This window comes from Pseudonocardia bannensis, assembly GCF_012911875.1.
GTDB lineage: Bacteria > Actinomycetota > Actinomycetes > Mycobacteriales > Pseudonocardiaceae > Pseudonocardia > Pseudonocardia bannensis.
In genome coordinates this window covers 1-23028 of sequence record NZ_JAAXKZ010000074.1, presented here as the reverse complement: position 1 = coordinate 23028, position 23028 = coordinate 1, and the positions used below count along the sequence as shown (strand labels likewise).

16 protein-coding genes are annotated in these 23028 nt (G+C 73.1%); 5 read left to right on the top strand and 11 right to left on the bottom strand.

The features are described from left to right. Positions 1-8: 8 nt before the first annotated feature. Positions 9-614, bottom strand: coding sequence for a TetR/AcrR family transcriptional regulator (locus HF519_RS18820; RefSeq protein ID WP_312860200.1), 606 nt, complete (start codon positions 612-614; stop codon positions 9-11). A 282-nt stretch (positions 615-896) separates the two neighbouring features. Continuing rightward, complete coding sequence (locus tag HF519_RS18815; RefSeq protein ID WP_169414273.1) at positions 897-1307, bottom strand: hypothetical protein; 411 nt, start codon at positions 1305-1307, stop codon at positions 897-899. A 681-nt stretch (positions 1308-1988) separates the two neighbouring features. Between HF519_RS18815 and HF519_RS32465 the strand changes: the two genes are divergently transcribed. The 3 genes from HF519_RS32465 (at position 1989) to HF519_RS18805 (ending at position 4015) form a co-directional block, all read left to right on the top strand. Further along, positions 1989-2123: a hypothetical protein gene (locus HF519_RS32465; protein WP_281358576.1), complete on the top strand. Its 135-nt coding sequence runs from the start codon at positions 1989-1991 to the stop codon at positions 2121-2123. Positions 2124-2676: 553 nt separating this feature from the next. After that, positions 2677-2868, top strand: a complete 192-nt coding sequence (locus tag HF519_RS18810) for a DUF2795 domain-containing protein (RefSeq protein ID WP_169414284.1) — start codon at positions 2677-2679, stop codon at positions 2866-2868. Between the two features lie 274 nt (positions 2869-3142). Then, the gene (locus tag HF519_RS18805) at positions 3143-4015 is read left to right on the top strand and encodes a nicotianamine synthase family protein (protein WP_169414283.1); all 873 of its coding nucleotides are present in this window, start codon (positions 3143-3145) and stop codon (positions 4013-4015) included. 68 nt (positions 4016-4083) lie between these two features. On the opposite strand, the gene HF519_RS18800 is transcribed toward HF519_RS18805, so the two are convergent. The 6 genes from HF519_RS18800 to HF519_RS18775 form a co-directional block, all read right to left on the bottom strand. Next, a complete protein-coding gene (locus tag HF519_RS18800; protein WP_169414282.1) occupies positions 4084-5892 on the bottom strand; it encodes an ABC transporter permease subunit in 1809 nt (602 codons plus the stop codon). Continuing rightward, the gene (locus HF519_RS18795) at positions 5879-7411 is read right to left on the bottom strand and encodes an ABC transporter substrate-binding protein (RefSeq protein ID WP_169414281.1); all 1533 of its coding nucleotides are present in this window, start codon (positions 7409-7411) and stop codon (positions 5879-5881) included. Before HF519_RS18795 ends, HF519_RS18800 begins: the two co-directional genes overlap by 14 nt. A gap of 38 nt (positions 7412-7449) precedes the next feature. Next, positions 7450-9090, bottom strand: coding sequence for an ABC transporter ATP-binding protein (locus tag HF519_RS32960; RefSeq protein WP_169414280.1), 1641 nt, complete (start codon positions 9088-9090; stop codon positions 7450-7452). A 510-nt stretch (positions 9091-9600) separates the two neighbouring features. Further along, positions 9601-10260, bottom strand: coding sequence for a TetR/AcrR family transcriptional regulator (locus HF519_RS18785; protein WP_169414279.1), 660 nt, complete (start codon positions 10258-10260; stop codon positions 9601-9603). 84 nt (positions 10261-10344) lie between these two features. Further along, on the bottom strand, positions 10345-11436 hold the full coding sequence (locus HF519_RS18780) for an LLM class flavin-dependent oxidoreductase (protein WP_169414278.1): 1092 nt from the start codon (positions 11434-11436) through the stop codon (positions 10345-10347). A 187-nt stretch (positions 11437-11623) separates the two neighbouring features. After that, a complete protein-coding gene (locus HF519_RS18775) occupies positions 11624-12160 on the bottom strand; it encodes a DinB family protein (protein ID WP_169414277.1) in 537 nt (178 codons plus the stop codon). Between the two features lie 383 nt (positions 12161-12543). On the opposite strand from HF519_RS18775, the gene HF519_RS18770 reads away from it, so the two are divergent. Further along, entirely contained in the window at positions 12544-14340 is a 1797-nt protein-coding gene (locus tag HF519_RS18770; protein ID WP_169414276.1) for a serine hydrolase, read from the top strand. Between the two features lie 526 nt (positions 14341-14866). Here the strand turns inward: HF519_RS18770 and HF519_RS18765 are convergent. Both HF519_RS18765 and HF519_RS18760 read right to left on the bottom strand, forming a co-directional pair. Further along, complete coding sequence (locus tag HF519_RS18765) at positions 14867-19477, bottom strand: cation-translocating P-type ATPase (protein WP_169414275.1); 4611 nt, start codon at positions 19475-19477, stop codon at positions 14867-14869. 246 nt (positions 19478-19723) lie between these two features. Beyond that, positions 19724-21241 (bottom strand): FAD-dependent oxidoreductase, encoded by a 1518-nt coding sequence (locus HF519_RS18760; protein ID WP_169414274.1) that lies wholly within the window; start codon positions 21239-21241, stop codon positions 19724-19726. A gap of 164 nt (positions 21242-21405) precedes the next feature. On the opposite strand from HF519_RS18760, the gene HF519_RS18755 reads away from it, so the two are divergent. Next, positions 21406-22455: an NAD-dependent epimerase/dehydratase family protein gene (locus tag HF519_RS18755; protein WP_169414292.1), complete on the top strand. Its 1050-nt coding sequence runs from the start codon at positions 21406-21408 to the stop codon at positions 22453-22455. An 88-nt stretch (positions 22456-22543) separates the two neighbouring features. On the opposite strand, the gene HF519_RS18750 is transcribed toward HF519_RS18755, so the two are convergent. Continuing rightward, positions 22544-22726, bottom strand: coding sequence for a CsbD family protein (locus HF519_RS18750; protein WP_169414291.1), 183 nt, complete (start codon positions 22724-22726; stop codon positions 22544-22546). Between the last annotated feature and the right edge of the window lie 302 nt (positions 22727-23028).

Genomic DNA, 23028 nt, shown 5'->3' with positions numbered 1-23028 from the left:
GCCGCCGGTTACGTGGGGCCGGCGAAGTGACCGCGGATGGTGCGCGTGTCCGCCACGGGTTCGACGTGGGGCGAGTCCTGTGGCTGTTCGGCGCGCGGAACCCGGCCGTCGAGGATCAGGTCGAGGAGTTGGTCGACGACCGGATCCGGTGACGTGCGGCGGAGCAATCTCCGATAGAGGAGTGTGCCCGCCACGAGGTCCTGTAGGAGACGGACGTCGACGTCGGCCGGCAGGTCGCCGCTGTCTGCTGCGGCCTCGATGACCGCGCGAACGGAGTCGCGGGGGGGCTGCAGCAGGGACTCCAGTCGTTCCGCTGCGTCCGGATCGCGCAGAAGGTCCACCGCGACGGCCGGGATCGTCTCGCCGATCGCCGAGTCGGCGAAGCTCTCGAAGGTCGCCAGAAGGGCAGCGCGGAGATCGGCCCTGGTGTCCTTCGTGATCGAGACCGGCGTGTGGTTCAGGCGGGAGTGGAGGGCCTCGATCACCAGGGTGCCCTTCGACGACCACCATCGATAGACAGTGGACTTACCCACGCCGGCGCGTGCCGCGACCCCCTCGACCGTCAAGCGCGAGTATCCAACCTCCGCCAAGAGGCCCAGGGTCGCGTCGAGGATGGCAGCGTGGGCCTGCGGACTGCGGCGGCGGCCGCCCGCGGGGCGGCCTTGGGGCTGGCTGGAAATGGTTCACCCCTGTCGTCGGCCCACGGGCGTGGAGCGCCCCGTGTTGTTGCACTGTGTAGCACACCGCCGACAGGTGATCCCATCGCAGGTCATCGTGGTACGGCCGATGAACGATCCGTACGACAACGCGCAGCCCATGTGCACGTGTCCGGTGATCCGGATCGAGAAAGGGCGCCGGATGGCATCCGGCGCCCTTTCCGTCACCTCAGTGCGGAGTCACTCGTTGCTGTTCGTCTGCGAGAACGAATCACCGGCGCTGCTGGTCTGGTCACAATTGACCTCGGAGCTCGCGTCGGCGCTGCCCGAGACCGGAGCCGGAGCAAGAACGCCGAGCAGGGCGTCGGCCGGGGCGACCACCGGAGCGACGGGAGCGGGCGGCGTGGGCAGCGTGACGGAGGGCGAGTTGGTGGTGCCGTTGCCGCACTCCTGCGTCGCGGTGTTGGTGTTGGTGTCGCCGGTGCTGCCGCCGGTGTTGACCAGGGCCTCCTGGGAGTGGTCCTGCTCGATCGAGTTGATCTGCGTGACGTCGTCGCCTTCCTGGTGATCCTCTCCGGCGAAGGCGAGCGGGCTCAGCGCGAGCAGGCTCGCGGCGGCCGTGGCAACGATGATTGCAGCTTTCTTGAGCACGGTTACGTCTCCTGAGAGTTCTGTTGGGGCGTCGGCGGGGAGCCGGCGCCGTTCGGGTCGGCGCAGTGTGGGGAGCTCGCGCTGACGGGGCACTGCCCTTCTTCTTTCCGGCGAGGCACACGCACGTGCGGCAGAATCGGCCACTGCTCGTAATCGGGGTTCTTCGCGGAAGCCGATGCAGTCTTACGTCGTGCACATTCCGGGGGTGGTGTGTCTGATGACGGCAGAACTCAGGGCCGCCGGTAGTCGAGAGGGGCAACTTCTCGCTCCGGCGACCCCGAGTAGCCGTCTCGTGTCATGCGCACAGGAGAACGCAGCGACACGTTTCGGGCCAGCATCAGACTTCTCACCCGGCTCCCCCGAAGCTCGGCTCTGATGCAGTACGAAACGTACCGTTTCGTAAATCGGGTGGCAATCGCTCGTTGGAAGTCCTTGCGGGCCTTGGTTGAGCTACTGCCCGTGGCAACCGATCAGTAACTACACGCGGGGACCGCACATGATGCTGACGATCCTGAAGTCGAAGCCGACACCCAGGCGGGCGGCCCGGCGCCACTTCAGGAACGTACGGGCATGCGCGGCCCGCACCGGTGTCGGCACCGCGAGGACCGAGTCGCGGGTTGCGGCAGGCCCGAACTCCCGGCGCCCGACGGAAACGCCGGTGCGCGGGGCCGGTTGGGCCGGGTGCGGGCGTGGATGCTGGTGCTGCCGGTGGACGGGGCGCTGCTGTCGGCGCCGTTGTCGTGGGAGACCGGGCAGGTCAAGGCGGTGATGGCGGTCCCATCGAGACCTGATTCCGCCCGGACGCTGCGCCACTGACCGGTCGCGCTGAAGGCGTAGCTGTAGCCGGGGCGCCGGTGAGGTCGAGCTGGTTCTTCGCTCATCACGCCGGCCATGTCGTGCCCACGACCGTCCCCACCCGTGATCGTCTCCGCAGCGGACCTTCGTTCCCGACGACCTCAACGCGGGGCGGTGGCGAAAGCAGCTGCCGCGACGTGGCCCCTGCTCCGACGAGGACGCATCGCGTTCACATCTCGAAGAGGCAGCCGATGGCCGTCCGCGATCGGGCATCGTTGACGCTGTTCATCGGGTGGCGGTCGTCTACGTGGTGCTGCGCGGACGGCGCCAGCCCGCCGTGAGTCCGGTGTCGCGCCCACCTCCCTTGCCCTGGCGGATGGAGTCGTCGCCCGGGATTCCGGCGGGTGGGCCGAAGCGCGCGGGCCGCCGGCAGCGGCAGCGTGGGACGGCGACAGACCTCCGGCTGCGGGTGGCCCGCGGCAGAAGCCGTCCGGCCGCTCCGAGTCGGCTCGGCCTTCTCGGTGGGTGGGGCCGGACGGCAGGGGACTGATGGACCGAGGGATGGAGGCCCACGATGGCGGTCAACCCGATACAGCTGCAGAAGTTCCTGCGCGGGATGGACTATCCCGCGAGGAGGGACGAGCTCGTTCGGCATGCCGAGCAGCAGGGCGCCGACCAGCAGGTGCTCGATGCGCTGCGGCGTATCCCCGACCGGGAGTACGACGGCCCGAATGCGGTGAGTGCCGCGGTTGCCGACGTGGCCTGACCGCCGCAGCCGCCCGCGGGCCACGTTCGTGAGGTGGTCGACCGCGGCGCGCGGACGCCCAGGGCGCGTCGCTGGCTGGTGGTGCGATCGACCCGCGGACGCGAGCACCACGATGTCCCCTCGGGTAGGCGTGGTCCGACAGCCGACGCCGGCCGAGACGACGACGGTGCCGTCGGCCTGAACCTGTGGGCCCCGGTCGCCGTTCGGCTGGACGGCCCCACCTGTCGCGGTCACATCGCCCAGTAATGAAAATTATTTCCATTATGGTGCGTGTGTGAGTACAACCGTCATCTCCACCACCAGTCCCGCCGCCCTGGCCGTCGCCAGACGGCTCCACGAGCTGCGGGAACGGCTCGCAGCGACCGACCTCCAGCCGTCCGCGCAGGTCAACGCTGCCTTCTCGGAGCTGGTCGAGCTGTGCTGCCGGACACCACCGCCGGTAGAAGGCGAGGTCCTGCGGCAGGTCGTCGAGCACGCCCCGTCACTGCGCGCCCTGTGCGCGGCCGGTGAGTGTGAGCTGGAACGCCATTGGGCGACGCGCATCGTGGCGGCCCGTGACCCACAGGTCGCGCTACGCGCCTTCCCCTACCTGGCCAACTACCAGGACCTGGTGCGGCTCGAGCTCGGGGCACTCGCGGCCGTGGGGGAGCCGGTGCCGTCCCGGGTGGTCGTGCTCGGTGCCGGGCCACTGCCGCTCACCGGCATGGTGCTCGCCGCTGATCACGGCGCGCATGTCGTCCACGTGGATCGGGATGCGGAGAGTCTCAGCCTGGGCACGGAGCTGATGCGGACGCTCGGTCTGGGTGACCGGATCAGCAGCGTGCACGCAGACCTCGAGGACCCAGCGGGCCGCGAGGCCGTCGCAGCGGCGTGCCGGGAGGCGGATGCTGTGGTGCTCGCCGCGCTGGTCGGCGCCGACGCTCCGGCCAAGGCCGAGATCAGCCGGTGGCTGGGCACTGCACTGACCCCGGGCACGCCGGTCCTGGCCCGCTCGGCCGCCGGTCTGCGCACGTTGCTCTACCCCCGGGTCGGCCCGGACGATCTGCCGGGCCTGGAGGTCGCACTCGAGGTGCACCCCCGGACCGACGTGGTCAACTCGGTGCTGGTGGCGCGCGCCGGCGCCCGCGTGCTGGAGCTCGCCGGGTGAGGGGCTCTCAGGGCTCGTCCCGCCACCGGGAGACGCTGCGGCAGTAGCGGGGCGTGCCCGGGGTGGGGTCAGCGGGCCGGTTCGGCCTCCGGTACGACCGGCGGGTAGGCGGCGCGGTGACCACCGCGACGCCACCCGCCGGTCGAGCCGGACACACTGGACAGGGAGACCGCGAGAACCGAGGTCAGCACCAGCACCCCGGTCGGTGCGAGGACCGCCCACGGCGCCCGCTCGACGTAGGCCAGGCCCTCGGCCAGCAACAGCCCCCACTCCGGGCTCGGAGGCTGCGGTCCCAGCCCGAGGAAGCCCAGCGCGGCCAGGGCCAGGGCGACACCGGGCAACCGCAGCACCGCGTGCCGGAAGACCGGGCCGACGACGGCCGGCAGGACGTGACGGAGCAGCAGCCGGGCCGGCCCCACCCCGAGGACGGGCAGGATCCGTACGTGCGGCTGGGCGCGCGTCTCCAGGGCGAGTGCCGCGGTGTGCGCGGCGAGCGGGGCCCAGCTCACGATCGTCACCGCGATCGCGGCGCCGCCGACGGACGGTCCGACGACGGCGGCGACGACCATGCCCGCGATCACCGGCGGGGCGGCATTGGTGACCTCGACCGGCCCGATGGACAGCCGTGGGAGCAGTCCGACCAGGACACCGACGATCAGGCTGATCAGCACCACGGCCAGCGCCGTGCCGACGGTGAGCAGCGCGCCGTGCCCGACCCGGGCCAGCAGGTCCCGCCCGCTGGCGTCGGCCCCGAACGGCAACGCCCAGCCCGGTTCGGCCAGCCTGTCGTGCGCGGAGGCGAAGGGGTCCCGGAGCAGGCCGGCCGTGACCACCAGCGCCAGCACCACGCCCGCCCCGATCGGGACGACCCACTGCCGCCGGCCGACCGGGACCGGTGGCGCCGGGACCGGGATGCTGCCGGACCGCAGCGCGCGGCCCAGCAGAAGGCGCCGGACCAGCCCGGCTGCGGCCCCGGCGGTCACGGCGATGCCGAGCAGAGCGAGCACCCCCGCCTGCAGGGCCGGCAGGTCCTGCGCCGCGGCCGCGCTCAGGGTGGCGCGGCCGAGACCGGGGATCGCGAAGACCTGCTCGACCGCGACCGCCCCGCCGGTGAGTCCGACGACGACGAGGCCGACCTGGGGCATCAGCGCCGGCAGCGTCCGCCGGGCGACCGCGACCACGATCCGGGCGCGGGTGAAGCCGGCGACCTGCCAGGTGGCCAGCCACTGCTCGGTGAAGGTGACGGACAGGGCGTCGGCCAGCAGCCGGCCGATCAGCCCGCCCGCCGGGAGTCCGAGGGCGAGTGCCGGTAGCACGGCGTGCTGTGCCCCCTGCCAGCCGTAGGGCGGGAACAGCCCCGACCCGATCGCGCCGATCACCAGCAACATCGACGCCAGCAGGAACTCCGGGAGCGCGGTGAACGCCGCCGCCCACGGCCCGGACGTCGGACCCGCGGTGCCCCGCAGCCCGCGCACCACCGCAGGCAGCGCGAGCAACACCGCCACCACCGCGGCGACGGCCACCGCGAACACCATCAGGGTCAGCGAGACCCCGAGCGCAGCCAGCACGTCGGGCAGCACCGGCCGACCGGAGATCCAGGACGTGCCCGGATCCCCGGTCAGCAGGCCGGCCAGCCACCGCCCGAACAGCGTCAGCGGGCCGGCGTCGAGGCCGAGCTGCTCCCGGATCGAGGCCAGAGCCTCGGGGGTGGCCTCCTGCTCCGCCGAGCGCGCCCGCAGGATCGTCAGCTCCGGGGACCGTCCGGACAGCCAGGGCAGGATCCCGATCAGGAACACCACGGCGCCGACCGTCAGGGCCCGGCTCGTCCCGGCGACCAGCGAACCCGCCGTGCTCAGCGGTCCCTCACCGCGGCTCATCGGACACGGCGGACGCCGAGGTGATCAGCTCCCGCTCGCGGGGATCGCGCGCGACGCCCGCGACCCGCGCCGCCTCGCCCTGGATCACCCGCTCGTGCAGCATCGGGACGGCCGCGTCGGTGGCGAGCACGGCGGCCTCGGCTCGCATGACCGCCGCCCGGCGCTGCGGTCCGGCCTCGATCGTCGCCGCCTGCTGCAACGCGGCGTCGACGGCCGGGTCGCACAGCTGGGCGATGTTGAACGACCCCGCGCAGGCGAAGTCGCTGAACATGTAGGCGACCGGGTCACCGGAGTCGAGCACGGTGGCGCGGGACAGGATGAACGCATCGAACGCCCCGGCGAGGGCGTCGGACTCGATGAAGGAGTACTGCCGCACGTCCTGCGTCACGACGAACCCCGCGGCCTCCAACTGCTGTTCGAGCAGCACCGCGACCTCGGGCAGCTCGGCCCGGTCGGTGAAGGTGCCGAGCGTGATCGGCACGCCCTGGACCGGGGCCGACTGCGCCCGGCGGGCCAGCGCGGCGGCGTACGCGGCGTCCGAGCGGCCCGCGGCCGCCCACGGCAGTGCCGGGCCCAGGAGTCCCTGTGCCTCGTCGGCCCGGCCCTCGTAGACCTGCTGCGCGAGCGCCGCGCGGTCGATCGCCTCCCGGGCCGCCGCACGCACCGCCGGGTCGGCGAACGGGCCCCGCCTGGTGTTCAGGTACAGCGTGTTGGTCCGGGGCATCGGGACCTCGTGCACGAGCGCGTCGTCGAGCACCTCGACCTGGCTGACCGGGATCGCCTCGACGACGTCGGCGGTGCCGGTGCGCAGCGCGGCCGCCCGCGCCGTGCCGTCGGGCACGAAGTCGACGTCGATGCCGCTCGCGGCGGCCGGGTCGCCCCAGTAGCCGTCGAACCGGTCGAGGGTGGCGCCCGACGTACCGTTCACCGTGGTGAGAACGAAGGGCCCGGTGCCCGCCCGCACCGGGTTCACCACACCGTCGGCGCCGTAGGCCGCGGGGGCGAGGATCGACAGCTGCGGGCTGGACAGCCGCTGCGGGACGAGGGGGTCGACGTCCGCGGTGGCGACCACGACCGCGTTCCCGTCGGCGTGCGCGGTCAGCTCGACCCCGTCGAGGATGCGCGGCTTCGGCGAGGCCCGGGTCCCGGCGGTGAGCGCCCCCGCGACGTGCTCGGCGGTCAACTCGGTGCCGTCGTGGAAACGGACGCCTTCGCGGACGTCGAAGCGCCAGGTCCGGTCGTCCACCCGTGCCCAGCCGGTCGCGAGCGCCGGTTGCGCGTCCCCGTTGCCGTCGAGCACCACCAGCGTCTCGGCGGTGCGCCACCGCGAGAGTTTGAACGCGTCGTCGCTGAACGGGGAGAGCCCGGAGCGCGGCGGCAGCAGCATGGCCAGCCTGATGCGTTCACCACCGTCGGCACTCGGGGTTCCGGGTGCGGCGAAGCACCCGGTCAGGGCGAGAGCGGAGGCGGTGAGCGCGGCACAGAGGCCGCCGCGGCGCCGGGCGGACGTGATCGACATGGATCTCCTGAGGGTCGGACGATGGGTCGGTCGGGGCGCTAGCCGGCCCGGGGGACGGGGGCGTCGGTGGTCGGCAGCTCCGGGACCGCGGCGAGCAGCTCCCGGGTCCTGGGGTGCTCGGGGGCGGCCAACAGGGCGCCGGTGGGCCGGTCCTCCACGATCTCCCCGGCCCACATCACGGCGGTCCGCTCGCACAGCGCGGCGACCACCGACAGGTCGTGCGAGACCAGCAGCAGACCCATCCCGGTGGCCGCGCACATCCGGTCGAGTACCTCGACGACCTGCTCACGCAGCGGCAGGTCGAGGCCGCTGACCGGCTCGTCGGCGATCAGCAGGGTGGGGCGGGTCGCGATGGCACGGGCGATCGCGACCCGCTGGGCCTGGCCGCCCGACAGCTCGCGCGGTCGCCGGGCTGCGTGTTCGGCGGGCAGCCCGACCAGCTCCAGGGCATGCGCGATCGCGGCCCGGTGGTTGCCGGGCACCCGGAGCCGGGCCAGCGGCTCGGCGACCAGGTCGGCGACGGTCATCCGGGGATCCAGAGAGCTCGCCGGATCCTGCGCGATGTACTGCACCGCGCGCCGGTACCAGCGCAGCGCGTTCGTGCGGGCGGGGCGGATCCCCCGATCGCGGAACCGCACCCGACCGGCGTCGGGTGCTTCGAGGGCGAGCAGGACCCGCAGCAGCGTCGACTTCCCCGACCCCGAGGCCCCCACCAGGCCGATCCGCTCGCCCGCAGCCACATCGAGATCGACACCGCGCAGCGCGCGCACCGGATCCGTGCGCCCCAGGAGGCGAGGCCCGCGCACCCGGTAGCACCGGTGCAGCCCGGTGGCCCGCAGCAGCGCGACGCCCGTTGCGGCGCCGGCCGGGGCTTCCTGCGCGGCCCCACGTCGGCTGCGCCCGGTCGCCCCGGCCGCCCGCGCCGGGACGAGGCTCGTCGCGCGGGCCGCGCCGACGAGCAGACGCGTGTACTCGTGCCGTGGCGCGTCCAGGATCTCGGCCATCGGGGCGGACTCGACGACTCGGCCACGGTCCAGTACGACGGCCCGCTCGCACAGCCCGGCGGCGGCCGCGACATCGTGGGTGATGAGGAGCAGAGCGGCCGAACGCGCGCCGGTCTGCGCACGCAGTACCCCCAGCACCTGGTTCCGGGTCACCATGTCGAGCGCCGTCGTGGGTTCGTCGGCCAGGACGAGGCCCTGCCGGCACGCGACCGCGAGGGCGATGCACACCCGCTGCCGCTGACCACCGCTCAGCTCGCCCGGGTAGCTGCGCAGGATCTGGCGAGGTCGATCGAACCCGACCGAGGCCAGCAGTTCGGCCGCGGCCGCACGAGCCTCCTCGGGGCCGAGCCCGCCGTGCCGGCGCAACGGCGCGCACAACTGGGTACCGGTGCGCACCAGCGGGTTGAGAGCCGACAGGGAGTCCTGAAAGACCGCGGCCACACCGGGGGAGCGGCCGCGACCGGCCGCAGCCACACCGAGGACCTCCGTGCCGTGCAGGCGCACGCTGCCGCGCACCGCCGCCGCGGGCGGTTGGCGGCCGAGCACCGCCATCGCCGTCAGGGTCTTCCCCGAACCCGAGGCGCCGAGTAACGCCACCCGCTCCCCGGCGGCGACATCCAGGTCGACGCCGTTGAGGACGCGCCGCCCGGCGATCTCGAGGACGAGACCACGCACGGTGAGTGCCGGAAGCGATGTCCCCCCTCCGGGGGCGACCGACCACCCTGACTCCACAGCGCTAGATACTAAAGGAAATCGTTTTCACTAAGTAGGGCGACTCGACCGTCCACTCGGGTCGGACGGTGGTGGGGCGCGAGAGCCGGGGAGCGGGATGCTCTGGGCGACGGCAGCCGGAGCGTCCGATCGGCCGCCGATACGACGCCGGCCGGGTTCGGCTGCCGGCCCGAACGCGCGTCCCGCCCGGATGCGCAGGGAGCGAGGAAGACCGCCGTGTGTGCTCGGTGTCCAGGAACTCCCTGACCGACCGGATCTTCCCGCCCCGTACCACGAACACGAAGTGGTGGCCGTGAAGTCGGCGCTCCCGGTGGGCATCTGTGCGAAGCCCGCGGTCCTTGATTCCGGAGAGCCCCTCCATCGTGCCGGCGACCCACCGGGTGGCGGTCGCGCCGACGTCGGGTCGGCCCTGGCGGGTGGCCGGGAGGACGCCCGCGATCGGTCTCCGGGGTGCTACGGGGCTCCGAGCTGGCGCAGCACCATGACCGAGTACCGGTCCGCCAGCTCCGTGATGCTCAACCGGCCCGATGTGGAGTACCACTCGTTCAACCCGTTGATCATGTCCAGGACGGCCAGTGTGGCCAGGCGTGGGTCGTCGCAGTCGAACTCGCCGGCGCGCACGCCGTCGGCGATGAACTCCGCGATGCGGTGCTGGTAGCGGCGCCGATAGACCTGTACTGCGTCGAGCCGTTCCGGGGACAGCGCCCGGAGCTCCCGGCTGGCGACCCACCAGGCGTCGCGGTTGTCGCCGATGTGCAGGACGTGTCCGCGCACGAGCCGGGTGAGCCGCTCGCGGTGGCTGCCGGGGCCGTCGAGGATGGGGAGCTGGTCGACGATCAGGTCGCGGTCGACGACGAAGATCGCCTCGAGGAGCAGCTCCTCCTTGTTCCTGAAGTGGTGGTAGAGCGAGGCGGCCTGCATGTCGGCGGCCTCGGCGATCGCCCGCATGCCGACGCCGTGGTAGCCGCGTTCGCGAAACAGGCGGCTGGCCAGCGCGATCAGTTCGGCGCGGCGGGCGCCGGCGCGGCGAGCCGGTGATGCGGGTTGCTGGTCGGTGGCGGTCAGATCTCCACCTCCGCGGGACCGGGTACCTCGGCGCTTTCCCTCCGTCACGGAGCCGAGGTTCTCAGCCGGCATCGAACCCATGCCACGGGGTGGCTCCGCCGGAACCCGCCCGGCGGAGCCACCCTGGCGTCATCAGGCCGGGACCGGCGCCTCGACCCCCATCTTCCGCAGTTCGGGGACGACCTTCTCGCCGAACAGCTTCAGGCTGGCCCGTACCTTGTCGAACGGAAGCCCGGCGAACGACGGGGCGATGCTCGGTTGGTGGTCGCCGAGCACCTCCAGGCGGTACCGGTACTTCTCCACGATCTGCTCCGGAGTGCCCCAGATCTGGGTGTCGGCGTAGCCTGCACCCGCCGCCTCCATGCCGGCCTCACGGATCATGTCCGCGCCCTGCTGGTACGCCTCGTAGCCCTTGGTCTCCCGCCAGTGCGACCCGGCGAAGTCGTAGTGCTTGATCACCGACAGGAAGTAGCGGCTCAGGTACTCGCGCGCGGTCTGCTCGGCGACCTCGGGGTCCTCGTGGCAGTAGACGAAGTCCTGGGTGAGCACCGGCGCGGGCTCGCGGCCGTGGGTCTCCCGGTAGATCTCGCGGTAGCGGTTGATGGCCGGGGCGTGCTGCTCGGCCGGGTACTGCATGAACGTCATCATCCGGGCGCCGACCTTGGCCACGGCGGGCACCGAGTCCGGCGACATCGCCACGCCGTAGATCCGGTCGGTCCAGTCCCAGTCCGGGTCCGGCCCGGGACGGACGTCGACGCGGGGCTGGACGTAGATGGGCCCCTCGTTCTCGACATAGCCGTTCCGCAGGCCGCGCATGATCAGCTCGGCCGCCTCGTCGAACTTCTGCCGGGAGGCGTTCATGTCCTCGCCGAAGCCCTCGTACTCCATCTTCGCCAGGCCCCGGCCCATGCCGAACAGCACCCGTCCGTTCGACAGGTGCTCGAGCATCGTCACCTTCTCGACCACCCGCAGCGGGTCGTTCCACGGCAGGATCACCGCACCGGTGCCCAGCTTGATCGTGCTCGTCCGGCCGGCCAGGTAGCTCATGAGCTGGAGGTTGTCCGGGCACATCGAGTAGTCGTCGAAGTGGTGTTCGGCGGCCCACACCGAGTCGAAGCCGTACTGCTCGGCGAGGACGCCCAGCTCGGCTTCCTGTCGGAACATCTCGCCGTCGCTCATGTTCTCGTGCCAGTTCTGGAAGACCAGCAGCACACCGACATCCATGTGGGCGTCCTTCCCGTCAGGGCTCGATCCGGCTCTGCCTAACGATCGTTAGGGATGCAAATGTAGTGGCGGTGATCACAATTGGTCAAGACGCTCACGAGGGTGACGGGGGCGATGCGTGCTCGGTGGAGGCCGGTTGGGGCAGCGCGAGGAAGCCGGTTGATCATCGGCCGACACCGTCAGAGCGCTATCCCATGGTCTTCGCGCCGTCCAACGACTCGCGGATGATGTCCGCATGGCCGGCGTGCTGCGAGGTCTCGGCGATCACGTGCAGCAGGACCCGGCGGGCCGACCACCTCGCGCCCGGCTCGAACCAGGGCGCCTCCGGGAGGGGGTGGGACATGTCGAGGTCGGGCAGTGTCGAGACGATCCTGTCGGTCCTGCGTGCCACCTGCTCGTAGTGATCGAGCAGTTCGGCCAGGGTCTCGCCCTCCGCCATGTTGAACCGACCCTCCCGGTCCTCCTCGCCGCCCGTCATCGCCTCGGCGCCGCCGACCACGAAGTCCATCCACGCCTGCTCGGTGGCCGCGACGTGCTTGATCAGCCCGCCGAGGCACAGCGCGCTCACCGTCGGGCGCTGCGCGGCCTGCTCGTCGGTCAGGTCACGGACGGTGAAACGCAGGAAGTGGCGGTGCTTCTCCAGAGTCTGGAGCAGGTCCGCACGTTCGCCGGTCGCGAGCTTGCCGGTCGTGGTCATCAGGTTCTCGCCTTCCTTCGTCGTCATCGACCGAGGTGAGCCGTTGGGGCGCGGCGCTGCCGGCGGGTCGGCCGTAGACCTCACGCCGGTCCTCCCGGGTCCTGTGCCTTGCCGTGGACGGAACGCTACGGGCCACTACGGCCACTTCTTGACCTGAATTCCGGGAGGCTCTCGAGCTCGCCGAAAACCTGGTGCCCGACGCCGAGCCGCACATCGGACCAGCGAACGCAGCTCCGCGCCGGACGACGATCGGCCCGGCGAAGCGTGGATCTCCGCACCCGGCGGCCCATCGATCCGGCTGCGCGTGGAGAACCGATGTGGTTGTACGGAGGGTGATCCGTAGGTAACAGCAGGTAGACCAATCCCGAGCCTTGTGTCGGAAATGCCTTCACGCGCCTCCGGGGAGCAACGTGATCGTCACCGAGTGGCAGGGCCGGCACGGCCTTTCGGCTCCTGATTTCCAGCACCAGTTCGACCAGCTCGTGGCCCAGGGCCACCGGCTGGTGAAGGTCTCCGGATTCGCCGTGAACGGCGCCGACCGTTACGTCGGGGTGTGGCAGCGGCGGGGTGGCAACGAATGGCAGGCCCGGCACGGGATCTCGGCGGAGGACTACCAGGCCGTCGTCGCCACCCTCGAGCGGCAGCAGTTGCGCCCCACGCACGTGAGCGCCTTCCGGCTCGGTGACCGCACCCTCTTCAGTGCCATCTGGGAGCAGGAGGTGGGCCTGCCGTGGATCGCGCGGCACGACCTGAGTTCCGCTGCCTACCAGGCGTTGTTCGACGAACTGGTGGATTCGGGTTGGCGGCTTCGCTGCGTGTCGGGTTACGAGGTGGCCGGCGAGGCGCGCTACGCCGGCATCTGGGACCAGTACGCCGGGCCGCCGTGGCAGGCGCGGCACGGACTCGACGCGCAGGCCCATCAGCGGGAGTTCGACGCACTGAGTGCCGAGGGGTACCGCCCGATCCAGGTGGCGGGGTACGCGGTCGGGGGTGTGCCGCGATTCGCCTCGATCTGGGAGATGTCACCGGGCCACCCGTGGTCGGCCCGCCACGACCTGCCGGACGGCCATTACCAGCATGAGTTCGATGTGGCCGCCCGCCGCGGCCTCCGCCTGGTCGACGTGAGCGGTTACGGAGTGGCCGGTGGCTCGGCCTACACCACGATCTGGGAGGACGCCAGCGCCGACCGGCCGGACGCCGGCCCGGTCAGCGCACTCGTGATCCCCTTCATGCAGAAATGGGCCGTGCCCGGCCTGTCGCTCACGGTCGCCCGGAACGGCAACCCGGTCGCCGGTCACGTCTTCGGCTACGCCAACCCGATCACCCGGGAGACCGTGACCTTCGACACGCGCTTCCGCGTCGCCGGCCTGAGCAAACCGATCACCTCGGCGGCCGTCTTCCGGCTGATCGAGCAGGGACGGCTGGCGCTCGACGACCGTGTGTTCGGCGCCGGCTCGATCCTCGGCACCAGGTTCGGCACCCCGTGCGGCCCGGACGCCACCGACATCACCGTCCGGCATCTCCTCGAGCACACCGCAGGCGGCTGGTCGAACGACGGTGACGACCCGATGTTCTCTCAGCCGACGCTGTCGCAGGAGGACCTGATCACGTGGACGCTGGCCAACCGGCCGGCCACCGCCGAGCCGGGCATCGTGTACGCCTACTCCAACTTCGGGTACTGCCTGCTGGGCCGGGTGATCGAGGCGGTGACCGGCCGGTCCTACGCGGACGTCGTCCGGGACGAGGTGCTCGGACCGGCGCAGGCCACCAGCATGACGATCGCGGGGGACACGGCCGCCGAACGACACCCGAGCGAGGCCATGTACACCGGGCTGGGGACGGAGGCGCCGTACCGGTTGCGGGTGCGCCGGATGGATGCCCACGGCGGCTGGCTCGGGACGCCGGGTGACGTGATCCGCTTCGCGCTGCGCGTGGACGGGTTCCCGCAACCGCCGGATCTGCTGGCGCCTGCGACCGTCGCGGCGATGGCGGCGCCCTGCACCGTCAACCCCGACTACGCCAGGGGGTGGGCGCTGACATCCGCGGGCACCCGTGAGCATGACGGGCTGCTGCCCGGGACCTACGCGGTCCTCGTCCGGACCGCGGACCAACACGAGTGGGCCGCGGCCTGCAACACCGGTTCACCCCGCATCGGTCTGGGCCGCGAGCTCCGCGCCCTGATGTGGCAGGTCGACGCCGTCGTGTAGCCCCCGGCCCGGGCCGTCGCGGAGAGGCCGCGCGAGCGGTTCACGCGGACGACACAGGGTTCTCGATCGCCGGCCTGATGTACCCGCGGCCGGGGGAGCCGCCGCTCACGAGCCCGCGTCCGGCGCGCTGGACACGGTCAGCGAACGCCTCGTCCAGCAGGCGCTGGAGAACGCCACCCGGCAGCGCACCACCATCGCCATAGCGCACCGGCTGTCCGCAATCCTCGGCGCCGACGTCATCCTCGCGTCGAGAACGGGCGGATCATGGAGCGCGGCACGCACGCCGAACTGCTGGCTTACGACGGCCTCTACGCCCGGCTCTACACCGAGCAGTTCGCCGGCGGTGCGGTCGAGGCCCCGGTGCGCCAACGGCGTCGTCTTCCGCGACGGACGCACGCTGCTCGACGGCCCCGCTCCGGAGAAGGTCCGTGGAGAGGACCCGAGAGGTCAGGTGATCCCCGGCGGCCGCCACCCTCGCCGGGGCGAGGGGAGACCGATCGCCACCGCCGCGCTCCGGGTGCGGCCCCTACCCCGGCGGTTGCGACGCCCGGGGGACGGAGACGGCATCGGATCGTCTCCGTTGCACGACCCGGGGGACGACCTCTGCTGCGGCGGCGCCGGCCGTGGCCCAGCCGAGCACCACGAGCCAGGACAGCGGGTCCAACGGGGTGCAGCCGAAGAACCTGCTGACGCCCGGCGTCTGCACCACGGTGACCAGGGCGGCGACCGACCCGGTGACGGTGATCAGGACCAGTGGGCTGCGGCGGCCGGCCCACGCGGTTTGGGCGAGCTGGGTGGTGATCAGTGCAGCCAGGCCCATCGTGCTCGCCCGGCCGTGGGAGCCGGTCACCCGGCCCGCCGCCCAGGCGCCGGTCGCCCCGGCCGCCGTCGCGGCGCCCCGGACCAGCACCATCTGCCGGACCGAGCGGGTGAAGCCGCGGTGCGGCCCGGCCAGTAACACCTCCTCCAGTGGGTGGGCGGCGAGCGGTCCCACGGCCTCCCCGGCATCGGCCGTGTTGCGCCGAGGCGCGGACACCGCGACTGCCAGCGCCGGGAACATGTCGGTGAGTAGGTTGACCAGCAGTAGCTGCCGGGTCCCCAGCGGGGCTCGCCCGCCCAACGCGGTGCCCAGAACGGTGAACGCCACCTCGCCGGCATTTCCGCCGACGAGCACCGACACCGCGTCACGCACCCGCGACCACATGGCACGTCCCTCGCCGACGGCGTCGACCAGCCGGGTGAGGTCGGCGTCGGTGAGAACGAGGTCCGCCGAGCTGCGCGCCGCCGGTGACTCGGCACTCGCGACGCCGACCCCGACGTCGGAGAGCCGGATCGCCGCGGCGTCGTTGACCCCGTCGCCCGTCATCGCGAGCGTGCACCCGGCCCGGCGTAGCGCCACGACCAGCGACACCTTCTGGTCCGGGGAGAGGCGGGCGAACACGGCCGCCTCGCGTGCCATCCGCGTCCGCTCCGCGTCGGACGCCCGGGCGAACCGGGCACCGGTCACGATGCGGTCGGCGTCGGGGATACCGGCCTGTGCCGCGATCGCACTCGCGGTCTCCGGGTGGTCGCCGGTGGCCATCAGTACCCGGACCCCGGCGGCGCGCAGTTGCTCCACCGCGGCCACGGCCGACGGCCGCACGGTGTCGGCGAGGGCGACGAGCCCGCGCAGGGTGAGCTGCTGCGCTGCGGCGTCGAGGTCGTCGGGGTGGTCGGCGACCTCGCGGTCGGCGACCACCAGCACCCGCAGCCCCTCGGCGGCGAGCGCCTGCACCCGCTCCCGCGCGGCCCCCGCCTCGGCGCACCGGCCGAGCACCTTCTCCGGGGCGCCCTTGACCACCAACCGGCCGTCCCGCACCGCCGCGGAGAACGCGCGCCCGGCGGCGAAGGGCAGGGCGGCGTCCGGCTCGTCCTCGACGCGTACCCCACGCTCCGACGCGGCCTCCACGATCGCCCGGTCGGTCTCGTGGGCATGATCGTCCTCGGTGCCGGCGCCCGCCGCGGCGAGGCGCAGCAACTCCTTCTCGGGGGGCCCGCCGCCCGGGCCGAGCGGCACCAGCCGGGCCACCCGCAGCCGGTTCTCCGTCAGCGTGCCGGTCTTGTCGAAGCAGACGGTGCCCACCCGGCCCAGCGCCTCCAGTACGCGTGCGTTGCGTACCAAGGCCCCCCGTCGGGACAGCCGGCGCGCCGCGGCCTGCTGCGCGACCGTCGCGACCAGCGGTAGCCCCTCCGGCACCGCCGCGACCGCCACCGCGACACCGGCCCGGACCGCCTCGCGCAGCGGGCGCCGCCACAGAATGCCGAGCACGGCCACCGCGGCGCCGCCGGCGAGGGTCAGCGGCAGCACCGCCCGGGTGAGCTCGCCGAGCCGGGCCTGCACACCGGGCGGGGGTGCCGCCGCTCCCGCGGCGGTCGCGGCTCGTCCTGCCTGCGTCGCGTCGCCGACGGCCACCACCACGGCTCGGCCTCTGCCGGCGACCACCGCGGTGCCGTCGAAGAGCATGCAGGTGCGATCGGCGACGTCCGCTCCGGGCGTTGCCGCCGGCGACTTGGCCACCGCCAGCGACTCGCCGGTGAGGCTGGACTCGTCGACCTCCAGGTCGATCGCCTCCAGCAGGCGGGCGTCGGCGGCCACCACGTCCCCGGGCTCCACGAGCAGCACGTCGCCCACTCGCAGGGCGGTGGCGGGCGCGTCCGCGCGTCCGCCGTCCGTCTCGCGGTGGGCCACCACCTCCTGCTCCAGGAGCAGGGACTCGAGCGCCGTCTCCGCCCGCAGCCGCTGCAGGCCGCTGAGCAGTGCGTTACCGACCATGACACTCCCGACCAGCACGGCGTCGGTGGCCTCGCCGAGGATCGCCGTGGCCGCCGCGCCGGTGCCCAGCACCGGTGTGAGCGGATCGGACAGCTCGGCCGCGACCGTGCGAGCCAAGCGAGCCGGCCCGCTGACGCCGGGAAGCGCGCGCGCCCACCGCAGCGGCGACAACAGCGGGTTCCGCTGCCCGGCCGGTTCCGGGTGCCGGTCGGCGAGCCGCCGCAGCACCTGCTCGGGTTCCAACGCGTGCCACGGGGTGTGCACGGTCGGCGCGGGTGGCGGCTGCACATCCAGCCGCAGGGCGGCCCACGTTCCGACGGCCATCGTCAGCGCTGTGGCCGTCTTGCCCGGGGTCGTGGCCTTCTTCTGCCCACGGCGTGGGTCCCCGACCGCGGCGAGCAGACCGCCGAGGACGTTGCCGGTCAACGCGGTGTCCACAGCGTGGCGGCTGACCGCGCGTGCCCGGTCGGTCGCCGTGACGATGCGGCACGCGTCGACGAGACCGGGCCCGGTCACCAGGTCTGCGCCCCATGCCGGCGGGCACCCGGGGCGGACCGGGGCCACGGCGACGTCGGCGGCCAGCAGCGCGGGGCTGTCGACCGCGGACACCGCCAGCACGCCACGACCATTGGCCTGCAGCCGGCGCACCGTGTCCAGGAGCGGCTCCCCGGCGGGCGCGACCTCGTCGACGAGTCCGGCGATCTCCCGCGCCCCGACGTGCTCGGTGAGGACCAGCCGGTGTCCGGCCCCGGCGCCGGCCTTGAGCAGTGCCTCGGCGTGCGGGTCGAGCTCGGCGGCCACGACGACCTCCCCCACCCGTTCCCCGCCGTCCGTCAGGCCGCGGATCTGACCGCCCGCCACGTCCGGCGACTCCTTCGGCGGCCCCAGCCGGACACCGCCGGGTGCGCGGTCGTCACGGCCCTCGTCCTCCGGGTCGGGCGGGTCGGATGCGACGAGTAGCCGCGCTGCGGTCGTCCAGACCGCGGCCTCGTCCCAGCCCTCGGCCGCAGCGCTCGCCCGGAGTACGACCGGCGGGCCGGTGCAGAGCGCGTCGCTGTCCAGCACAACGGCGTCCACGCGGTCCAGCCGGCGGTAGGCGGAGCCGTCCATCGGCAGCACGCCGCGGCGGCACATCAGCAGGTCCAGCACGGCGGCGAACGCCTCCCGGCCCTGGACCGCCGTCTTGGGTGTCAGGCCCTTGAGCAGGTCCGCCGATCGCGCCGGTTCGTGGGTGAGCCCGAGCAGACCGACCGCGGACGCCAGTGCCGTCGGACCGAGCCGCGACCGGTAGGACTCGATCGGCCCGGGTGGCAGCGGAACGGGCCGTTCGCCCGGAGGCGCCACCGGCTCAGCGGACGCGTCCTCCGGTGCGGGCCGGCACAGCTGCGGTTCCCGCCGGTGCCACACCGCGCGCCGGGCGTGCATCTCCATCGCCCGCTGAACGGCCGCCGCAGCGTTGAGCGCGGGCACGGTCGGGCTCTGGGTGAGCGCGTGCAGCAGCGCGCTCGTCCCGGTGAACGCGAGGTCCGTGCCGATCGGACCGATCCGGTCGACGAGTGCGCTCTTGATCCACTGCTGGGAGTCGAGCAGGGCGAGCGCGAGCGTGGCGTGCCGGGTCAGCGCAGGTACCGGCAGCAGCTTCCCGGCGTAGGCCGCGCCGATCGCTGCAGTGTCGACAGCCGCGGTGATGAGCGCGGCCAGCAGCGGTTCGAGGTCCGCCGGGTGTTCCTCCCGCTGCGGGAAGACCTGCCGTCCACCACGCGCCTGCTCGATCGCGGTCACCACGTCGACGACGTCCTCGACCGTGATCCGCCTGTCGTCGAACGCGACGAGAACGCGGCCGACGACATCGTTGACGACCGCCCACTCCACGCCTTCGAGCCGCTCGAGGTGGCGGCGCAGGGCACGGCGGACCTCCGGCCCGCCTTCCACCGCTGGAGCGGTGAGCTCCACGAGGGTCCGGCCGCGGGTGGTCCACACCCGACGGCGCTGCCGCGCCCGCGGCGGCTCGAACATCCCACGGGCCACGTCGGCCAGCCGATCCAGCCGGCCGTCGGCCACCGGGTCGGAGCCGGTCAGCAGGGCGCCGGCGCCCCGGACACTCTCGACGCCGACGGTCTTCGCGAGGTCGACCGAAGCGGTGGCCACCGCGGTCGCGGTGCCGGTGGCGGCGCGGGCCGCCCGGGCGGCCACCCGGGTCGACTCGGCCACCAGCCCGGCCGTCAGCGACACCGAACCCGCTGTCAGCCCCACGCCGGTCGTGGTGAGGTGAAGCGCGGTTCCCGCTGCGCGGCGGACGAGCCCGGTCGGGCGGAGCAGAGCCATCATCGCTCCTCGAACAGCTGCTTCCGGCGGCGATACCCGCGGATTACCCAGTTCGTCTACATCCCAGTGGGATGCGCCCAGGCCCTCGCCGCTGCGGCCGACCGACGCGTGCGGCGACGCCTCGCGCTCCGGAGTGGGCCATCGGCGACTGCACCGGTCAGACGGGCATCCGGCCCGTCAGGCTCGGGTGGCCGGGTGACAGGTGCATCCCGGTGCTGTGTCCGACGGCGACCCGTCTCAGCTCGCTCACGGCAGGTCCGCCGCGCCGGCGGGCGGGTCCCGGCGGGGCAGCGGGTCGACGGCGGGCCCCTCGAGCACCGTCCCGTCGATGGCGAAGCGGGACCCGTGGCACGGGCAGTCCCAGCTGCGCTCGGCGCCGTTGAAGCGCACCAGGCAGCCCAGGTGGGTGCACCGCATGGACACCCCGTGCAGACCGCCGGCCTCGTCCCGGTACACACCGACGCGGTCGGTGCCGGAGCGCACGACCCCCGCCTCGCCCGGTGGGATCTCGGTCGCCGAGGTCACCCCCGATGGGGCCAGCCGGTCGCCGACGAGGTCGACGGCGACCTTGGCGTTGAGCCGCGCGAGCGTGGGCAGCCCCCGCGGGGAGATACGGTGCGGGCTGAAGACCTCGGTCGCCGCCCGGCCCCCGGCGATCCGCTCGGCGAGCAGCATGGCGCCCATCGTCCCGCCGGACAGACCCCACTTCGAATAGCCCGCGGCCACGAACATGTGGCTGGACAGCGGCGTGTAGGTCCCGATCATCGGGGTGTGGTCGTAGGGCAGGGCGTCCTGCGCCGACCATCGGTGGGTGATCTCCTCGACGTCCCAGTGCCGCCGGGCGAAGTCCTCCAGCGCGCTGTAGCGCTGCCCGTCGACGCCGCGGGCTCCGGTGGGGTGGTCCTGCCCGCACACGATGAGCAGATCGCCCGCGGAGCGGAACGACCAGCTCGGACTGCCCGCAGTGATCGACATGCCGCGGGAGGGCTCGCCCCGCACCCGGGCCGCCACGCAGTACGCCCGTGTCGCCTCCATCCGCGCGAAGTACAGCCCGCGGTCCCACACCGGGAAGTGCGTGGCGACGACGACCTGCTCACCGGTGAGCAGCCCGTGCGTCGTCTGCACGCAGATCGGGCGGTCCTCCTCGACGCTCAGCGCGCGCGTGCCTTCGAACACGCGGCAGCCGTCGCCGTCGATCGCCGCGGCCAGCCCGTACGCGTACTTCACCGGATGGAACTCCACCTGGTCGGCGAGTCCCACGGCACCGGCCACCGCGAACGGCAGATCGACGTCGTCGGTCAGCGTGACCGGCAGCCCGGCGCGCCGCGCGGCGTCGGCTTCCTGCTCCACCGTCCGCAGCTCGCTCTCCTCGGCCGCGACGGTGTAGGCGGCGCGGCGGCGCAGGTCGCAGGCGATGTCGTGCTCCGCGGCCAGCTGCGCGACCATCTCGACGGCGGCGCGGCTGTGCTCGGCGTAGGCGGCGGCGACGTCGGCGCCGCGGGTCCGTCGGATCCGCGACAGCATGGTGCTCTGCAGCGCGGTCACCTTGGCCGTGTTGTTGCCGGTGGCGCCGGTGCCGATCCGGTCGGCCTCGACGACCCCGACCCGCGCGCCGCTGCGCTTGAGCAGCAGCGCGGCGGTGAGGCCGGTGATGCCTCCGCCGAGCACGAGAACGTCGAAGGCGCGCTCGGCGCCCGGCGCCGGGTAGCGGATATCGGGCAGCGCAGCGAGCCAGAGGGACTGCGCGGCGGTGGTCGGGCTCATGGGGCTTCCTCGGCATCGGTCCACTGCGATGGACCCGGGCGGGCCCGACACGTCGGCCTACCCGCCGATCGCGCAGTTGATGCGCAGTGCCGCACGATTCACGCCCGCGGGGATCGCCGAGGCTGGGGGTTTGTCCGGGGACCGCAGTGGTGACACCTCTCGACATGCGGGTCGTGGTGGTGGGCGCTACCGGGAACGTCGGCACCAGCGTCGTGGAGGCGCTGACGGCGGAACCCGAGGTCACCTCGGTGCTCGGGCTGGCCCGCCGACGGCCGGGATGGCAGCCGGACGGCGTCGAATGGGCCACGGCCGACATCGCCTCCGACGACCTGGTGGAACTCCTTCGCGGGGCCGACGTGGTCGTGCACCTGGCTTGGCTGTTCCAACCCACGCATGATCCGGTGCTCACCTGGCGGGTCAACGTGCTCGGCGGCATCCGGGTGTTCCGCGCGGTCGTCGAGACCGGGGTACCCGCGCTGGTGTACGCGTCGTCCGTGGGGGCCTACTCGCCGGGGCCGCAGGACCGCGCGGTCGACGAGGGCTGGCCGACGCACGGGTGGCCGACCGCCGGGTACACACGGGAGAAGGCCTACCTGGAACGGGTGCTCGACGGTGTCGAGGCCGAGCATCCCGACCTGCGGGTGGTGCGGATGCGACCCGGCTTCATCTTCAAGCGAGAGGCGGCAACCGGGCAGCGCCGGTTGTTCGCGGGCCCGCTGATGCCGGCCCGGCTGGTCCGCCCGGGCCTGCTCCCGATCGTGCCGGACCTGCCTGGGCTGCGCTTTCAGGCGCTGCACTCGCTCGATGCCGCCGATGCGTTCCGGCTGGCTGTGCTGCGCCCGGTCCGTGGCGCGTTCAACCTGGCCGCCGACCCGGTGCTCGACGCCGGCGAACTGGCCCGGCTGCTGCGCGCCCGCACCGTACGGGTACCGACTCCTGCGGTCCGGGCCGCGCTCGCCGTGGGCTGGGGACTGCACCTGCTGCCGGCATCCCCACATCTGTTCGACGCCGTGCTGCGGTTACCGATCATGGACGTGCGCCGGGCCCGCGACGAACTCGGGTGGTGGCCTCGGCACACCGCCCTCGACGCCGTCGGGGCCTTCCTGGAGGGCCTCCGCGACGGCGCCGGCCTGGACACCCCACCCCTTGCGCCGGACACCAGCGGCCCGCTGCGGGTGCGGGAGTTCAGGACCGGTGTGGGCACGCGTCCGTAGCCGGGCTACCCGGTCTCGCAGTCAACTCGAGGCAGGCCCGCGTCCTCCTTGCCGGACAACTCGGACGGCCCAACCGGGTGCGCCGCAGTCAGTTGTCGCCGACGACGCCCTTCGCGGCGTCCTTGATCTTCTCGCCGGCCTGCTTGACGTTGCCCTTCGCCTGGTCGGCCTGGCCCTCGGCCTCCAGCTCCTGGTCGTCGGTGGCCTTGCCGGCACCTTCCTTGGCCTTCCCCTTCAACTCCTCGGCCTTGTTGTCGATCTTGTCGCCCATCGCCATCGTCGCGTCCTCCCTCATCGCTCCGGTCCTCGTCACCTCAGGCCTACCCGTTCGCTGAGCCCGGCACACGGCGACGACGCCGGCGCAGAGGGTGCGGCGCACACCCGCGTGTGGGCCCTCGGGCGGGCGATGTGCTGCCGGCCGCGCGGGTGCCCGAGCGCCCGACGACCACGCGGTGGCCCTACGGTTCCGTCCCGGGTTGAACTGGCCAGTGCGTATGGCCGTGAGGCCCAGGGGCGCGGGGTATGGCTGACGCGGTGGTGCCGCTGATGGCTCGGACGGCTTGGCCACCCGGC

Coding starts and splice junctions, on each gene's coding strand:
- HF519_RS18750 (WP_169414291.1), bottom strand. CDS start 22,726: ATGGGCGACAAGATCGACAACAAGGCCGAGGAGTTGAAGGGGAAGGCC.
- HF519_RS18775 (WP_169414277.1), bottom strand. CDS start 12,160: ATGACGACGAAGGAAGGCGAGAACCTGATGACCACGACCGGCAAGCTC.
- HF519_RS18800 (WP_169414282.1), bottom strand. CDS start 5,892: ATGAGCCGCGGTGAGGGACCGCTGAGCACGGCGGGTTCGCTGGTCGCC.
- HF519_RS18795 (WP_169414281.1), bottom strand. CDS start 7,411: ATGTCGATCACGTCCGCCCGGCGCCGCGGCGGCCTCTGTGCCGCGCTC.
- HF519_RS18810 (WP_169414284.1), top strand. CDS start 2,677: ATGGCGGTCAACCCGATACAGCTGCAGAAGTTCCTGCGCGGGATGGAC.
- HF519_RS18780 (WP_169414278.1), bottom strand. CDS start 11,436: ATGGATGTCGGTGTGCTGCTGGTCTTCCAGAACTGGCACGAGAACATG.
- HF519_RS18765 (WP_169414275.1), bottom strand. CDS start 19,477: ATGGCTCTGCTCCGCCCGACCGGGCTCGTCCGCCGCGCAGCGGGAACC.
- HF519_RS18760 (WP_169414274.1), bottom strand. CDS start 21,241: ATGAGCCCGACCACCGCCGCGCAGTCCCTCTGGCTCGCTGCGCTGCCC.
- HF519_RS18755 (WP_169414292.1), top strand. CDS start 21,406: ATGCGGGTCGTGGTGGTGGGCGCTACCGGGAACGTCGGCACCAGCGTC.